General features: G+C 49.5%; 5 protein-coding genes. All 5 read left to right on the top strand.

The features are described 5' to 3' along the window. Positions 1-1,219: thioesterase domain-containing protein (locus EDM54_RS23700; protein ID WP_148040237.1), on the top strand; the 1,219-nt coding region annotated here is incomplete at its 5' end. Positions 1,220-1,338: 119 nt separating this feature from the next. Beyond that, positions 1,339-3,834 carry a penicillin acylase family protein gene (locus EDM54_RS23705; protein WP_035289351.1) on the top strand — a complete coding sequence of 832 codons (2,496 nt, stop codon included), beginning with the start codon at positions 1,339-1,341 and terminating at the stop codon, positions 3,832-3,834. A 62-nt stretch (positions 3,835-3,896) separates the two neighbouring features. Then, positions 3,897-4,541, top strand: coding sequence for an ankyrin repeat domain-containing protein (locus tag EDM54_RS23710; protein WP_029098754.1), 645 nt, complete (start codon positions 3,897-3,899; stop codon positions 4,539-4,541). 119 nt (positions 4,542-4,660) lie between these two features. Beyond that, positions 4,661-13,204, top strand: coding sequence for a non-ribosomal peptide synthetase (locus tag EDM54_RS23715; RefSeq protein ID WP_122958894.1), 8,544 nt, complete (start codon positions 4,661-4,663; stop codon positions 13,202-13,204). Further along, positions 13,201-18,002 (top strand): non-ribosomal peptide synthetase (locus tag EDM54_RS23720; protein ID WP_122958895.1); only part of this gene is annotated, 4,802 nt, incomplete at its 3' end. The genes EDM54_RS23715 and EDM54_RS23720, both read left to right, overlap by 4 nt.

The raw sequence follows: 18,002 nt of genomic DNA on the forward strand, positions 1-18,002 counted from the left end.
CGTGGTTCCTGCGGCTGAAAAAGTCACGCCGGAAAGCCTGACAGAAGCGCTTCACCGGAAGCTTCCCAATTACATGGTTCCTTCTATCTTCGTGCTTCTGGAATCCCTGCCGCTCACACCAAACGGCAAAGTGGATCGCAAGGCACTTCCTGCGCCGGAGCGTTTGGAAGCAGGAGGAGCATACGTAGCACCACGTGACGTGCTCGAACATCAACTCGTTCAAATCTGGGAAGATCTATTCGGCTTATCACCGATCGGTATTCGAGATAACTTTTTCAACCTTGGAGGGCACTCTTTGCAGGCAGTTCGAATGATCTCCCAGATTGAAAAGAAGATGGGTCAATCTCTTCCATTAGCGGTGTTGTTCCAAGCGGAAACGATTGAGCAACTGGCGGTTGCGCTCCGAAACAAAACGAGTCAGAAGCGTCCGGCGCAACTGGTGGAGATCCAAAAAGGCACAAAAGTACCTCTCTTTCTGATGCATCCAATTGGCGGCAACGTGTTCTGTTATGGTGATCTCGCGAGGGAAATGGGGTGTGATCAACCGGTTTATGCCCTTCAAGCAGCTGGCTTACAGGGCGAGACAGAGCCACTAACCACAATCGAAGAAATGGCGAAGCGTTATCTGGATGAAATCCGGATGGTACAGAAACAAGAACCGTATCGTCTCGGAGGTTGGTCCATGGGTGGTTTGATTGCTTACGAGATGGCTTTCCAATTGGTGCAACAAGGCGAGAGTGTCATGCAGCTAATCTTGTTCGACACTAAATTGCCCGACCCGGCTCACAGATCATTGACGGAAGAGGAACTTGAAGCATGGTTCATTCAGGATCTTGCCGCGATAGCTGGCCGTGATCTGCCAGCTTCGCTAAGCAAGATGAGGGAGGAGATAAATCGACTTGATGCTGCACAGCGCAGACAAACATGGCTGGTCCAATTACGAAAAGCTGGACTTCTGCCTCCTGACTTGACCGCAGAAGGAGTCGGGCATCTTTTGAGAGTCTTCAAAGCCAACGCTTATGCCATGGCCACTTATAACCCGAAGCCTCTGGATGGATTACAGCCGATCTTGGTCAGCACAACGGCGGTAGACGACAATTTGCAACACTGGCGCAGACTGGCTACCGGTCTTAAGGTTTACCACGCGATGGCGGATCACTACTCCCTGATGAAAAAACCACTCATCGGTTACATCCTAGAACTTCTCCAGATGAAGTAATCTTCTGCAGGGCTTCTAAATTCGCGCCGGGCATACCAACGAGGTGTGCCCGGGAGCGACTCATTTTTAGCTTGACAACTGACGCTGTATTTTTTGAAGTTCACTGGAGGTATAAAGTGATGTTCACTGGCACTCAGTTACATACACCTCAAGCAGTCAAAAAACGTGGATGGGTGCGTTTCAGGAGGTTTCTTTCAATAGTAACGATTACTATGGTTTCGATGGTAATTCTCGTTTCGGGGGCACTCTACATCTATACCGGTCTGAGCCTGCCGACGACGGAAGGTGAACTGAAGTTAGTAGGTTTAAAGTACCCAGTCAGTGTATACAGGGACGAAAGAGGTATTCCCCACATCGAGGCTCGAACGGAGAGAGACTTATACATGGCTCAGGGTTACGTTACCGCGCAAGATCGTCTGTTCCAGATGGAGATGTTCCGTCGAATTGCTGGAGGGCGATTAGCCGAGATAACGACCATGGGAGACAGCTTGGACTCGGATAAGTTTTTTCGAACACTCCAACTGCGGCGTTCGGCAGAGCAGTCCTTGAAGTTGCTGACACCGGAAACGAAGGAGAGCCTTGAAGCTTATAGCGCAGGTGTGAACGCTTATATTAAAGAAGCAAAAGCAGGTTTTGGCAAACTGCCGATCGAGTTTTCCATGATGGGTTTTGAACCGGAGGAATGGAATCCGACTGATACTCTTCTCATTGGCAAATACCTCGCCTATATGATGGGGGTTAATTACCGAGGCGAGAGCTATCGTCAACACCTAATAAACATCGTCGGAGAGGACATGGCTAAGGAACTATTTCCGACCTATCCTAAAGATGGATATATTACCATAAGAAAAAACTTATCTAAGTCACCAGATAAGGCGGTAATTCAAAATGATGGAAAGACGGCTAGTTTGGGTACATTCGAGTTCGGCCCACTGCTGGAAGATCCGTTCATTTCTGCGTGGGCGGACAGGTACATTGGCTCGAACGGCTGGGTAGTTTCGGGGAAATTAACTCTGTCCGGAAAACCGATTCTTTCCAATGACCCTCACTTGTTTGTTCAGACACCATCTATTTGGTACGAGACTCACCTCATTTTAGTTGGGGATGAGAAGCGTAACGTCATTGGAGTCACTATACCGGGCATACTCGGGATCATTCTCGGACACAACGATAAGATCGCTTGGGGCGTCACAAACGCTCAAGCGGATGCGCAGGATTTATTTGTGGAGAAACGAAATCCCATCAACCCTAGGCAATTCGAATATGAAGGGAAATGGATGGACGCTGAAGTTATCAATGAGACAATTTCTGTAAAGGGCCAAAAAGCGATCGAATTCGAGATCCTTAATACAGTTCACGGACCAATCATGAACGAGTTCATCGGGGAGGGAGAATATCGCACCAAAAAGGACATTTCCTTACAATGGACAGCTCTTCGTCCGAGCACAGATATTGAAGCGTTTCTTGCCATTAACAAATCGACCAACTACGAACAATTCAAGCAGGCGTTAAGCATGCTCCAGGCACCGGTCTTAAACTTCATCTTCGCAGGAGACGACGGTACGATCGCCTACCATACAGCAGGGTTAATTCCTATTCGCAGGCAAGGAGACGGCGTGCTCCCGACCGAAGGATGGACCAGGAAGCACGATTGGGTAGGTTTTATCCCCTTCGATCAACTGCCGGAAGCGGTCAACCCTGAAGAGGGTTACATTGTTACAGCAAACAACAAAATCGTCGATGACAGCTATCCTCACATAATCACTAAGTCATGGGCGGCTCCGTACCGGGCTCAGCGAATTGCTGAGGTGATAGAGAGCAAAAAAGGGAGATTGACAGCCAATGACATGATTCAACTACAGACGGATGTTCTCAATCTTCAGGCCAAGCAACTTCTTCCGATCCTTATCCCTCTAGTAGAAAAAGCAGACCTTAATGATATCGAAGGGAAAGCGCTAGAACTATTGAAATCTTGGGATTATAAAGAAAGCCCTGATCAGGCGGCACCACTTGTTTATCACTTTTGGATGGACCAATGGAACCGCCTTGTATTCGAGTACAAGATGACACCTTTCGTCTACACCCGAATGGCTGACAAGGGTAACGTAATACCGGAGATGATTCTGAAAGCAGCCGACGGTCAGGAGAACTCCTGGATAAAAGCGGCTGGAGGATTAAAGCAGTCCTCCCTCACTTCGTTTCGAAAGGCGGTGGAGAAGGTGATTGAATTACGAGGCAAAGCCCCGACTAACTGGAAGTGGGGGGAATTCCATCGTTTCGGTCCCGGTCACATGACATTTGAGTTTGTTCCCGTACTCAACTGGTTTTTCAATCCAGAAAAGTATTCAGTCGGCGGGAGTGAAACCACAGTCTGGATGAATGCTTATAATGAAGAAAGTGGCAACGTAATCTACTCTGCTCCGTGGCGTCAAGTCGTAGATTTCTCCGATCTCGCAGGTAACTCGAAAGATGTGCTGGCAGCCGGACAATCGGAACATGTACGCAGCAAATGGTATAAGAACCAGTTGAAAGCCCAAGCGACTGGTGCCTTATACCCACAGCATTTCATGCCTCGTGATTACCAAAATAGTGAAAAACTTGTGCTATTGCCTTAAAATGGTTGTATAGAGCAACGTTCATCTCAACGCAGGTTACTATTATTTGGGGGTATGAATACATGGTACAGGAATTTTTAGAGGCAATTGTGAAGGACGACGTCGGGGGTGTAAAAGATATGCTCCAATCGAACCCAACGCTACTCCAACTCCGTATTCAGACCGGCCAATCGCCTGTCCTAACCGCTATCTACAACGGAGCAAGAGCTACGCTTGCATACCTTCTAGAACAGGATATCCCGCTGGACCTGTTTGAAGCTGCTGCCTCCGGTAGACTAGATCGAGTGCAAGAGCTGGTCGACTCTGAACCGAACCTAGTGAACGCCTATGCGAATGATGGTTTTACAGCTCTAGGGCTGGCCGCGTATCTGGGTCACAAAGATATTGTCGGATATCTGTTGGAGAAGGGAGCAGATGTGAACAGGGCTTCAAAGAACGACATGAAGGTTATGCCGCTTCACTCTGCGGTAGCCACTCTCCAAGTCGACGTTGCCGAACTGCTACTCAAGCATGGCGCTGAAGTGAACGCAATTCAGCAAGGTGGGTGGACTCCACTTCATGAAGCCGCACTCCACGGCCATGAAGAAATGATCAAGTTGTTGCTTGAATTTGGTGCAAATAAAACCATCAAAAAAGATAACGGTGAAATCCCTTTGGATGTCGCACTTCAGCGTAACCATCTTCATGTGGTTACTCTATTGAATTGATAATTCCTCGGGCGTCCTTCCGTTTGTATCAACGACATGTTCGTAGATACAGTGCTGTATTGTATTGTTCCCTTTTCTGTCATTGACATATCGAGTTACAACGGGGAGGTGCACACAAGATGAGTCAACTCAACTTGATGTCATTTCGGGAAACATCTAACTTTGTTGAGATCCTACGCGAAAGGGCAATCCGCCAGCCCAATGTAACCGCTTATGAGTTTCTGCTTGACGGAGATGAACTTTCTGCTCGAATCACTTACTCCGAGTTGGATCGCAAGGCGCGGGCAATAGGTGCATTTTTACAAAGTTTCGGCTGTTCTGGTGAACGTATTCTGTTACTGTATCCCCCTAGTCTTGAATATGTAGCAGCTTACTTCGGATGTCTCTATGGAGGGGGCATTGCAGTCCCCGCCTATCCTCCAACATCAACCCGTTTGATTCCACGTTTGCAGGCGATTGCCAAAAACGCTGAAGCTGTTGTGGCCCTAACATCTTCCAAACTGCTAGATGAAATATCCGATAGATTTGAGAAAGTTCTGGAATTAAATCGGCTGACCTGGGTGGCAACAGACGCTCTACCCAAAAGGTTAGAGACCCTGTGGAAAGAACCTCAGATTACCTGGGATACTCTAGCCTTCCTGCAGTATACATCCGGTTCCACTTCAATTCCAAAAGGGGTCATGGTCACTCATGGCAATTTGATTCATAATTCAAAGATGATACAAACGGCCTTCGAGCAGGGGACTGACGACCGGGGTGTAATCTGGCTACCTCCTTATCATGACATGGGATTAATTGGTGGTATTCTTCAGCCGCTGTACGCGGGATACCCGGTTACCTTAATGTCACCTTATGACTTCATGCAGAGGCCGTATTCCTGGTTGAAAGCGATCTCTCGTACAAAAGCAACGACCAGCGGCGGTCCGAATTTCGCATACGATTTATGTGTCGAAAGAATAACCGAAGATCAGAAACGCACCCTCGACCTTAGCTCGTGGAGGGTAGCATTCAATGGGGCGGAGCCAATTCGGGCATCTACGTTGGAACGATTTGCCGATGAGTTCGCTTGCTGCGGGTTTAAGCCCGAAGCGTTCTTCCCCTGCTACGGATTAGCAGAAGGGACGTTGATAGTAACCGGGGGTTGGACGAGACCATTAACGCTGACATGCAACAGACAGTCTCTCGAAGAAGGGTACATAGGAGTGGTACATAACTCGTCACCGGAGGATAAAAGCAAGGTTCTTGTCAGCAGTGGCAAAAGTCTGATGGATCAAAAAGTTTGCATTGTCGATCCGACAACTTTTACTGAGTGCAAGGAGGGGGAAATTGGAGAAATCTGGGTTAAAGGACCCAGTGTAGCTCAAGGTTATTGGAGCATGCCGGAGCTGACAGATGAGTCCTTTCGGGCGTATCTTTTGAAGACTGGTGAAGGTCCCTTCCTCCGAACTGGCGATATGGGCTTCTTGTATGAAGGGAATCTGTTCGTGACCGGCCGCATGAAGGATCTGATCATCATCCGGGGGCGAAACCTCTACCCACAGGACATTGAGCTGACAGCCGAGAAGAGCCATCCCGCCGCACGCCCTAATGCTGCAGCAGCGTTTGCAATCACTGTTGAGGACGAAGAGCGCCTGGTGATCGTGCAGGAGGTTCAACGCAAATACCGCGCATTGGTTCAGGACGAGATGGTTGACGCGATTACACAAGAAATCTTGCGTGAGTACGGGGTTCAGCCGTATGCGGTCGTCTTGGTGAAATTCGGCGGAATTCCCAAGACGTCGAGCGGAAAAATTCAACGGGGGCTGACCCGTGAAAGATTTCTTGCCGGTGAACTAAACGAGATTGGCAGGCGTGTATACTCAAATGAGGTCTCGGATTCAGTTGAGGATCTGCGGAAATCCGTCTCTATCGAACATGGAGATGACCGCAGGGCTGAAATCGAGCGAATATTCTTGAACCTGCTATCGCAAACAACTGGTGTCACACAATCAGTTGCTGATCTCGCGATGTCGCCCAGCGAACTGGGGATCGACTCGATGAAGGCGTTCGAGTTACAGCATGTTTTAGAGGAAGAGTGGGGCGTCATGGTCCCAGCAGTTACATTCCTTCAGGACATGAAACTGGAGGATATACGAGATATAATTTTGACCAAGTTGGATATGAACTATAAAGTCCTCCCCGTCGACCATGGAATACAGACAGGATTGATCCCAGCATCACGAGGTCAGAAAGGCTTGTATTTTCTACAGAAGCTGGCACCACACAGTTCAGCTTATCACATCGCCAGGGCTGTCAAGATTAGGGGACCACTTCAAACAGAGAAGGTCAGAAATATCCTCCAGATCCTTACAGCAAGGCATACTGCACTGCGCACCACGTTTATTGAAGACCAGAACGGAGGACTTCTGCAGAAGATTGCTGACGAGCCCCGCATTGAGTTTACTTACGTGGAAGCTGCCTCTTGGAGTGATCAACAGCGTCTGGATCTTCTTGTTGCTGAGACGCAACGTCCCTTTGATCTGGAGAGCGGACCATTAATGCGAACGCTACTCTTAAACTGTTCGACTGAGGAGCACCTACTTTTGTGGGTTTTCCATCACATAATTGTTGACCTATGGTCGGTCGACGTCCTGATAGAGGAGACCATTACTTTACTGGAATTGGAGGGAACTGACAGTGAGTCATTGCTACCAATGCCAGCCATGCAGTTCAGGGACTATACAGTTTGGCAGGAGAGTTGGCTGAAATGCAACGGTGAAGAACACTTAGCATATTGGCTGAGGGAGCTCACAGGCGAACTACCTGTTCTGGATTTCCCATCGGACCGTCCGCGTCCGCCCGTCCAGACCTACAACGGTTCGAGCTGCACACTCACGCTGGGTGATGAACAAACCAAACGTTTAAAGGAACTATCTGCCAAGCACAATGGAACTTTATACATGACTCTCTTGGCCGCGTACCTACTTTTCTTGTACCGCTACACCGGTCAGAATGAGATCATTATCGGCTCTCCAATGGCAGGACGGACACGGGCTGCGATGAACAAACTTGTTGGATTCGTCACAAACACTTTGCCCCTGCGGTTCTTTGTACGAGAGGGTGACAAGGTCGCCGACCTCATCAGTCAAGTACGTGGGAAGGTACTCGGGGCATTCGCTCATCAGGAATATCCGTTCCACATGCTGCTGGAGAAAGTTAACCCGAAGCGCGATTCAAGCCGATCCCCTGTCTATCAGACGGTATTTGTCATGCAGAATGTCGGTACCATTCGAGAAGCAGGAGCAATTATTGCGGGGAAGGCAGGGGGCATTTCAACGTTGGGTGGTCTGCAGGTTGAAACGGTACCTTTACCTGAGACTTCTTCTCTTTTTGATTTGACCACGACTGTCACGGAGGTTGAAGACCGGTTAATCTTGACTATGCAGTATAATACCGACTTGTTCGAAGAGAAGACGGTAACCCGAATGCTACACCACTTCACCGTGCTTCTGGACAGTCTGACAACAAACGAAGAAGAGGAGATCGACAGGTTGCCTATGCTGACAGAGGAGGAGAGGCAAGAACTGCTTCCTACCCCCATTGTAAGCGAGTTGCCCCACCGTACATTAGTCGAACTATTCGAGGAGCAAGTGCTGGCAACGCCAGAGAAGGTGGCAATTTCATACCAGGATCGTTCGCTGACTTATTCTGAGCTCGATGCTCGAGCCAACCGGCTTGCTCGTCTTCTTCAGGAAAAAGGTGTTCTTCCAGGCGATAAAGTAGGAATCTTCGTTGAGCGTTCACTAGAGATGATCGTAGGGATCCTTGGAATCCTCAAGGCGGGGGCGGCCTATGTTCCGCTAGACCCGTTTTATCCGCAAGAGCGTCTTGAGTTTGTTATAGAAGATGCTGAGCTCTCGCTACTGCTCACTCAAGAACATCTACTAGAGCGGTTGAGGAAGCGGACCTCTACAATCCTACTGCTAAAAGATGTAAATAATGACATAAGTAGAGAGGATACCCAGCCTCTTCGCTTGTCGCTCTCTCCGGATCACTTAGCTTACGTCATTTATACATCCGGTTCTACAGGGAAACCCAAAGGTGTACTGGTCAGCCATGGAAACGTGGTTCGATTGTTTGAGTCCACTGATCACTTGTTCCAGTTTAACCAAGAAGATGTGTGGACGTTGTTCCACTCTTATGCATTCGATTTTTCCGTCTGGGAGATATGGGGAGCGTTGCTCAAGGGAGGAAGATTGGTAGTCGTCCCGTACATGGTTAGCCGTCATCCAGAAGAATTTTACCGGCTGTTACATCGAGAAGGCGTTACCGTACTGAATCAAACGCCGTCAGCGTTCCAGCAGCTGATCTACGCGGAGGAACGGTCAGAGATGAAGCTCCCCTTGTTACTTCGATACGTAATCTTTGGTGGAGAGGTGCTAAGTCCTGAAAGTCTCCGACCATGGGTTCAACGGCATGGCTGTGACCATCCCAAATTAATCAACATGTACGGTATTACTGAGACTACTGTACACGTCACCTACCGCCAGATCACCCTGGAGGATTTGAGTCGTCAAAACAGCTTGATTGGTGTACCAATTCGAGACCTCCAGGTATATCTACTGGACCGTAATATGCAGCCGGTACCTTACGGAGTCATCGGCGAGATGTACATTGGTGGACCAGGGGTCGCGCAAGGTTACATGAACCGACCTGAGCTTACGGCAGAAAAATTTATCGCCAATCCATTCGTCGCCGACACAGGTGCAAAGCTCTATCGTTCCGGCGATTTGGCACGCCGATTGTCGAATGGGGAATTAGAATATGTAGGGCGATTTGACCATCAGGTTAAGATTCGCGGTTTCCGTATTGAACTTGGAGAGATTAAGTCCGCCCTTCTTCAGCGGGAGGAAGTAAGGGAAGCTGTTGTATTAGCACACGTGGACCGTACGGGTGAAAAGGTACTCGTAGCGTACATTGTACTGCGGAACATGGAAAATGTGCTCAAAACGTCAGAACTGAAGAATTACCTAAGATCCAAGCTGCCTGAGTTCATGGTGCCGGCGCATTTTGTAATTCTCGATCGCATCCCGCTAACCGAGAACGGCAAAATAGACATGCAAGCACTGCCCGCTCCGCAATGGAATGATCGCATATCGTCATTTCCGTACGTTGCCCCCAGCGGACCGATTGAAGAAACTCTTGCATCGGTATGGTCCCACGTGCTGGGAGTGGAGCGGATCAGCGCCCTAGACAACTTTTTCGATCTTGGGGGCGATTCGATTCGAAGCATAAGGGTACTCACCTTGGCCAAAGAATTCGGCATTCATTTATCGCTACAAGATCTCTATCGCTATCAGACTATTCGTGAATTAGCATTCGCTGCTGGTCAGAGTAATCCGTCTTATGAAGTGAAAATGACCTCACAGTCCTTTGCACTGCTCAAGCCAGAAGACCGGCGGTTAGTCCCAGACGGAATCGAGGATGCCTACCCATTGACCTCGTTGCAGGCGGGTCTCGTCTTCCATAGCGAATACAACCCGGATTACAAGAATTATATCACCACGTTCCGTTTAAAAGCCCCCTTCAATGATAAGGTCATCCGCCAAGCATTGGAGCGTTTAACGGCCAGGCATCCGATGCTCCGCACCTCGTTTGACGTCAGTCGATATAGCGTTCCGATGCAGCTTGTTCATAAGAAGGTAATCCCGCGTTTAATATTCAACGACTGGAGAGACAAGACGCCGGAGCAACAGGAGGCTGGCTTCACTGAATTTCTGCACGCGGAGAAGCGGAACAAGTTTGATTGGAAGGAAGCTCCACTGTTGCGTTTCAATGTCCACAGATTGACGGACGAGACCCTCCAGTTCACAATGACTGAGCCTTTTCTGGACGGCTGGAGCGTAGCTTCCTTGATAACCGAGTTATTCAGCGATTATCTCGCCCTTTTGAAGGAACCTAATACTCCGCCGCTGCCGTTACTTGAGAGCACGTTTCGTGACTATGTTGCGGCTGAAAAACATGCTTTGGAGAACGAGTCATCGAAAGCTTATTGGGAGAATGAACTGAGGGATTGCATGCCGACTCACTTACCTCGTTGGGGCCGCAGGCCTGATGAGGCGAGTGCAGCTAAAGATCGTATTTGGGTACCGATCCCCAAGAATGTGTCGGAAGGTCTCCGTCAGATGGCGAAGTCGGCCTCGCTACCTCTGAAAAGTGTTCTATTGGCTGCACATTTACGCGTAGTTAGTTTGTTGGGAGGTCAGACGGACGTTCTGACGGGGATGTTTCAAAACGGCCGGTTGGAACAATACCAAGGGGAGAAAGTGGTGGGTCTCTTCTTGAACACTGTTCCGCTACGCGCGAAATTGTCGAGCGGCAGTAGGTGGGTGGATCTGGCAAGGCAAGCATTTGAAAAAGAGCGCGACCTTCTTTCTCACAGGCGCTTTCCGCTTGCTGAGCTACAGCGTCTTTATGGAGGAAGGCAACAGTTATTCGAAACGGCCTTCAACTACACTCACTTCCATGTATACGAAGGATTGACGGAGCTACCAGGGCTTGAGGTGCTGGATGCTGAGCACACCGATTATACCTTCATCACCCTGACTGCCCAGTTTACTGTTGATGTCAACAGCGGGGATATTCACCTCGCTCTTGACTACAATCCGTATGAACTGAACGCCGAGCAAATGGATCAAATCGCGGCGTACTACCAAAACGTTCTAACCGCAATGACAAATGATCCTACTGGTAGATATGATAAGGCACCTCTTCTCTCACCCCAGGAACTACAGAAGATGCTCGTAGAGTGGAACAACACTTCCGAATATGAGGAGACGGACCTGCTATGCGTTCATCAGTTGGTTGAACAACAAGCGGCACGTACCCCTGACCGGATTGTCGTTATAGAAGGTGAACGAACGCTGACGTACCGTGAACTTGATGCTAAGGCGAACGGACTGGCCATTAAGTTGAAAAACCTCGGTGTAGGACCGGATAAGCTGGTCGGCCTCTGCATGGAGCGTTCTTTGGAAATGGTAATCGGACTCCTTGGCATCCTCAAGGCGGGTGCTGCCTATGTACCGCTCGACCCGTCTTATCCGAAAGAACGCCTAGAGTTCATGATCAAAGATGCGGATTTGATCGCAATTGTGACTCAGAAGGAACTGTTGCAAGAATTGCATGACCCGCAGGTCTCCGTACTCCTCCCTGATGATATTCAAGAGGAGAGTGATCCGCCCGTTATCGACGGCCTTTCACCGGAGAATCTCGCTTATGTTATTTACACATCTGGTTCTACCGGAAAACCTAAAGGCGTGCAGGTGCCGCATCGTGGAGTTGTCAACTTCCTATTATCTATGCAAAACGTACCAGGGCTTCAGGAACATGATGTAATGGTTGCAGTTACCTCGATTTCCTTTGACATTGCGGCACTCGAACTTTATCTGCCTCTCATCACCGGTGCTAAATTGGTTTTAGCTTCGAAGGAAGTGGTAGCTGATGGACATTCACTTGCAGAGCTCCTGGAACGGGAACAGGTTACCGTTATGCAAGGCACTCCTGCGACTTGGAACTTACTGCTTCAAGCGGGATGGTCAAATAAGGGAAGTCTAAAAGTGCTTTGTGGCGGGGAGCCGCTCACTGTCGATTTGGCTAGGAAACTGTCCGCTTGCTCCGAAGAAGTTTGGAACCTGTATGGACCAACGGAGACCACGATATGGTCGACTTTGCACAAGATTACCTCTATGGACGGTCCAATTTTAATCGGTCGTCCGATTCGTAATACCGAAGTGTATCTGCTAGATTCATTCGGTCAGCCCGTGCCAGTTGGTGTGCCGGGAGAATTGTGTATCGGCGGTGCGGGAGTAACCCGTGGTTATTTGAAAAGGCCGGATTTGACACAAGCAAAGTTTGTGAAACATCCATTCTCTGACAACAAAGAGGCGAGACTCTACCGCACAGGTGATCTGGCGAGATACTTGCCGGACGGGAGTATAGAGTATCTGGGCCGGTTGGACGACCAACTCAAGATTCGTGGGTTTCGGATTGAACTTGGCGAGATTGAGACCTGTCTTGGCGAACATGAGGCCGTACAACAAGCGGTAGTAGTCCTTCGGGAAGTTAGGGCCGAAGAGAAAAGTCTTGTCGCATATGTCGTAATGAAGCCGGAGTATGAACCAGACACAGGTGTATTGCGGCGCCACTTGAAAGAACGATTGCCCGCTTACATGGTGCCTTCCTTTTATGTGCCCGTGGAGAAGTTTCCACTTCTACCGAACGGAAAACTTAATCGCAAGGCCCTTCCCGCACCTGACTGGCACACGCTGGAGTGTATGGACACATTAGAAGAACCACAAACCGAAGTAGAGAAAAGAATCGCCGGCATTTGGCAGGATGTGCTCGGCTATGAAAAAGTGGGGCGAAATCAGGATTTCTACGACCTTGGTGGACATTCGCTCCTTGCCACACAACTGATTTCCCGATTAAGGGAAGCATTCGGCGTGGACCTATCCCTTCGCAGTCTGTTAGAAGGTTCTACCGTGGCTAAACTAGCACAGGAGATTGAGGGGCTACTGTTACTTCGAGAGGAAGATGAAGATCTTACGGATTTGCTCGACCTAGTGGAAGGCCTATCCGATGAAGAAGTCAAGAAGCTTTTGTCTGAAAAAGGGGGATCGGCATGAGAGACGTAAGCCATCGTTTGGAAGCACTCTCTCCCGAAAAGAAGGCTCTTTTGGAGCTGTTGAGGAAGGAGAACAGACAGTCCGAACATCAGAATAATGTGATCCAAAAAAGACCGAACCCAAACGTTTACCCGCTTTCGTACTCTCAGCAACGGCTTTGGGTCATGGACCAGATGGAGCCAGGCAGTCCGCTTTACAACATCCCGTCCACACTACGTCTTACAGGAACACTCGATGTAACGGCTCTGGAGAATGCGTTAACCGTGATGCTGGAACGCCATGAGGTTTTGCGGGCGACATTCACCAATGTCGACGGGAAACCCTTCCAGACAATACAACCGTCAGTTCCTTTCGAGCTGCCGATTATCGATCTGAATTATCTACCCACCGAGATCAGGGAAGCTCGGATGGCTGAACTGGTAAGGGAAGAGTCGTTGCGCCCATTTGACCTCAGCACCGGCCCGTTGATGAGAGGACTTTTGATTCGAATGGGGGAGGACGATAACGTCCTTCTCCTAACAACTCATCACATCATTACGGACGCTTGGTCTCGTGCTGTATTCACGAAGGAACTTGTCGCCTTATACAATGCGTTTGAGAAAGGTCTTCCCTCCCCATTGCCTCCGGTGCAGCTTCAATATGCTGACTATGCTCACTGGCAGCAAGAACTGATGAATGCAGGTTTAATGAACAAACATATCGACTATTGGAAGAACAAGCTCAGAGGGGCATGCCCCCTCTTGGAACTCCCGACAACACGGCCACGCCCGCCCGTTCTTAGCTACCGAGGGGCGAGATTGAACTTGGTCATCCCTCAAGATGAAATCGAGGGGCTAAAAGAGTTGAGTCGGACCGAGGGGGTTACCTTGTTCATGGCCCTTCTCGCCGCTTTCCAAGCCTTTCTTTACCGTTACACGGAACAGGAAGATATTGTGGTTGGTACGCCGATTTCTAACCGCAGTCGTCGGGAATTGGAAGGGATCATTGGCTTTTTCGTTAATACACTGGTCATGCGTACAAATTTTTCTGGTGAACCGACCTTTCGTTGTACACTTCGGCAATTCAAAGAAACCGCATTGGAAGCATATGAACACCAGGATCTTCCGTTTGAAAAGTTGGTGGAAGTGCTCCAACCGCAGCGAAGTTCGAGCTATCATCCCTTGTTCCAAGTATTCTTTGACATGGATAACGTCCCGACAGATCCTATTCGTCTTCAGAATCTTACCATCCGTTCGCTCGACGTTGAGCGAGGTACTTCGAAGTTCGATCTGTCGCTCTATGCAGTCGAACGGGAAGACGGGTTGCATCTGACCTTCGAATATAGTACCGATCTGTTCGATTCGAGTACGATTGAACGGATGAGTAAAAGTTTTCGCATCCTGGTTCGCTCCATGTCTGAACTGCCGGATCAGCCAATTTCCCTCTTGCCACTTTTAAGTCAAGAGGAGGTTCAGGAGTTGTTTGCTATATCTCAAGGAGAACGTAAGGAAATTCCGGGTGAACTCCTCATTCATCAGCTGTTCGAAGCGCAGGTTGCCAAGACTCCAGACCGGACGGCGGTAGAGTTCGAAGGACATCGACTGACCTACCGAGAGTTGGATGAAGAGGCCAACCGTTTGGCTCACGCCATTCAAAAGCACGGGGTAACAGCTGGAACCATGGTTGGCATCTCCGTTGAGCGCTCCCTTGAGTTGGTAATAGGCATCCTGGCAATCTGGAAGGCAGGTGGCGTTTACATCCCTTTGGATCCCAATTACCCAAAAGAGCGTTTGGCAATGATGATCGAAGAGACTCAGCCTGTCCTTCTACTCACTCAAAGTAAGGTTAGAAGCAAACGGCCACCTTTTGAGGGGAAAATACTCGATCTGGATGCAGTACCAAAGTTTTACGCAAACGAGAAAGGAATCGCCCCCATCTGTCATTCAAGGGCAGACCATCTCGCCTACATCACCTTTACTTCCGGGTCAACGGGGCGTCCCAAGGGGGTCATGGCTTCCCATCAGGGGCCTGTCAACTATCTAACTTTCATTAAGGAAGCGTATCAACTGAAGCCGGAAGATGTGGTGTTACAATTGGCATCATTCTCCTTCGACGCTTCGATACGGGATCTGATCGGACCTCTTACAGCGGGAGCTTGTGTGGTTCTTCCGCGTGAGGAGGATATCTTCGACTTTGAACGTCTTCTGAATTTAATCGAAGAGAAGAGGGTGACCCGCCTACTCGGCATTGTGCCGACACTACTGAATAACCTAACATTGACTGCCCTTAACCTGAAATGGAAGTACGAAGGTTTGCGTATGATCCTGCTGAGCGGTGAAGTGTTGAACCGGACTGTAGTAGAGCAAGCTCAAGCAGTATTTCCGTCTACTACTTTAGTCAATCAGTATGGTCCCACCGAGTGTACGATGACCTCAAGCTACTATCCAGTATTAGCGTTTCCGCCGAGGGCCGCCACCGTACCGATCGGACGTCCGATCCACAACGTGGATTTCTACATTTTGAACAGCCAAATGCAGCCGGTGCCGTTTGGAGTTCCAGGTGAATTGTACATCGGGGGGAGAGGGGTCTCACCCGGCTATTTCAAACAGCCTGAACTCACTAAAAAGAAGTTTGTACAGAATCCATTCTCCGCAGAGGGCGATCGCCTTTACCGTACCGGAGACATTGTACGTCTTACCAGAGACGGAATATTTGAATACCTGGGACGGATGGATAACCAGATTAAGTTGCGCGGGATTCGTGTGGAGCTTGGTGAGATCGAATCTATGCTTTGCCAGCACGAAGCAGTGCAGAACGCCGTGGTGGTTCTGTCCGAAGGGAGTTTTAGAGAATCGCAGTTGGTCGCGTATTATTTGATAAATGGATCGGAAGTCCCCTCGCCTGCTGAACTCCGTCAGTATCTCAAGGAGAAGTTGCCGGAATACATGCTTCCGGGTGTATATGTGAGAGTGGAGCGTTTCCCTCTGACACCAAACGGGAAAATTGACCGGAAGGCATTACCGTCTCCCGAGCTAGGGCTCCAGATAGCAGAAAGGGAGTATGTCGCACCACGAACGGAACTGGAAAAGAAAGTGGCGGATATCTGGGGTCAGGTGCTTCAATTAGAAAGAGTCAGTATGAATGACAATTTCTTTGAACTTGGTGGTCACTCTCTCCTCGCGGCTCAATTGATTGCACGAATTCGGAAAGAATTTCGAGTGGATCTACCGCTACGATCTCTTTTCGACACGGTAAATGTTGCCGGAATGGCTGAGATGATCATGGCACTACAAGAGGAGGCAAGAAAGCGGAAAGCCTTTACAACCGTTCTTCCGACGATTAGCCCGAACCTTGAGAAACGAACCGAACCCTTCCCGCTGACAGATATCCAACAAGCATATTGGGTGGGGCGCAATGGGTTCTACGAGCTTGGTAATGTCTCGACTCATAGCTATTTGGAGTTGGAAACGGTTAACCTGGACATTGACCGACTGAATAGCGCATTGAACAAGCTGATCCACCGACATGATATGCTGCGCTCCGTTCTTACTTCCGACGGACAGCAACGTATCTTGGACAAGGTACCGGAATACCGGATTTCAGTTCTTGATCTACAAAGGTTGGATAGCGAGACGGCAGAAGAACGGCTGAATGGGATTCGCGAGGAGCTTTCGCACCAGATGTTGCCACTTGACAAATGGCCTTTGTTCGACATTCGGGCAACCAAACTGGATAAACGCCGTACCATGCTACACATAAGTACCGATTCCTTTGCGGCAGATGCATGGAGCCGCTGGATCTTGGCTCTTGGATTGTTCCGTCTATATGATGATCCGGATCTTGAACTGCCGCCATTAGAACTTTCCTTTAGGGACTACGTACTGGCTGAGCATGAGATCCGTCGGACCGAATATTACGAAAGGGCGAAGGGTTATTGGATGGAACGTCTTGCAAACCTTCCGCCCGCACCAGATCTTCCGCTTGCCGCGAGTCCAGAGGACCTCAAACGGCCGCGCTTCATAAGACACAGCGCTCGTTTGGAGAAAGACGCATGGAGGTCCTTGTGCGTTCGGGCAGCACGGGCGGGTGTAACACCTTCGGGTCTGATTGCTGCCGCATTCGCAACGGTGCTAGGGAGATGGAGTAAGAACCAGCGTTTCACGATCAACCTGACCCAGTTTAACCGTCTACCTATTCACCATCAGGTCAATGAAATTGTCGGCGACTTCACATCGTCCATCCTTCTTGCGGTCAACCTCCATCATACTTGTTTCGAGGAACGTGCAAGGGCGGTCCAGCAACAACTTTTCAGTGATCTAGATCACAGTCTCTTCAGTGGAGTGCAGGTGCTGCGTGAGATTAACCGCCTGCAAGGTGGAGTGGGCACTCGCGCGGCAATGCCAATTGTACTGACCTCCATGCTTGTCGATAGGCGTACTAGCGAAGAGGGGGCGTTTCCATCTCTCTGGAAGGAGAACATGAATGCTGGAGTTTCGCAAACTCCTCAAGTCTATCTTGACCATGCCGTATCCGAGAGAGAGGGTGCGTTGATCTTTCGATGGGATGTTGTAGAAGAGCTTTTCCCAGAGGGTATGATACAAGATATGTTCGATGCGTACTACAATCTATTGGTCCGGCTTGCTACGGACGACGACGCCTGGAAAAGGGCTCTTCCCGAATTGCTGCCTGAGGCCCAACGCAGACAGCATGGAGAAATCAATGCCACAGATGGCCTTGTGACGGACAACCTGCTACACACTTTGTTTGCGGAGCAGGTTGCACAGCGTCCGGACCAACGCGCTGTCGTGTCCTCAGACCG

The sequence above is a fragment of the Brevibacillus borstelensis genome (genome assembly GCF_003710865.1).
GTDB classification, from domain to species: domain Bacteria; phylum Bacillota; class Bacilli; order Brevibacillales; family Brevibacillaceae; genus Brevibacillus; species Brevibacillus borstelensis.

Coding starts and splice junctions, on each gene's coding strand:
- EDM54_RS23705 (WP_035289351.1), top strand. CDS start 1,339: ATGTTCACTGGCACTCAGTTACATACACCTCAAGCAGTCAAAAAACGT.
- EDM54_RS23715 (WP_122958894.1), top strand. CDS start 4,661: ATGAGTCAACTCAACTTGATGTCATTTCGGGAAACATCTAACTTTGTT.
- EDM54_RS23710 (WP_029098754.1), top strand. CDS start 3,897: ATGGTACAGGAATTTTTAGAGGCAATTGTGAAGGACGACGTCGGGGGT.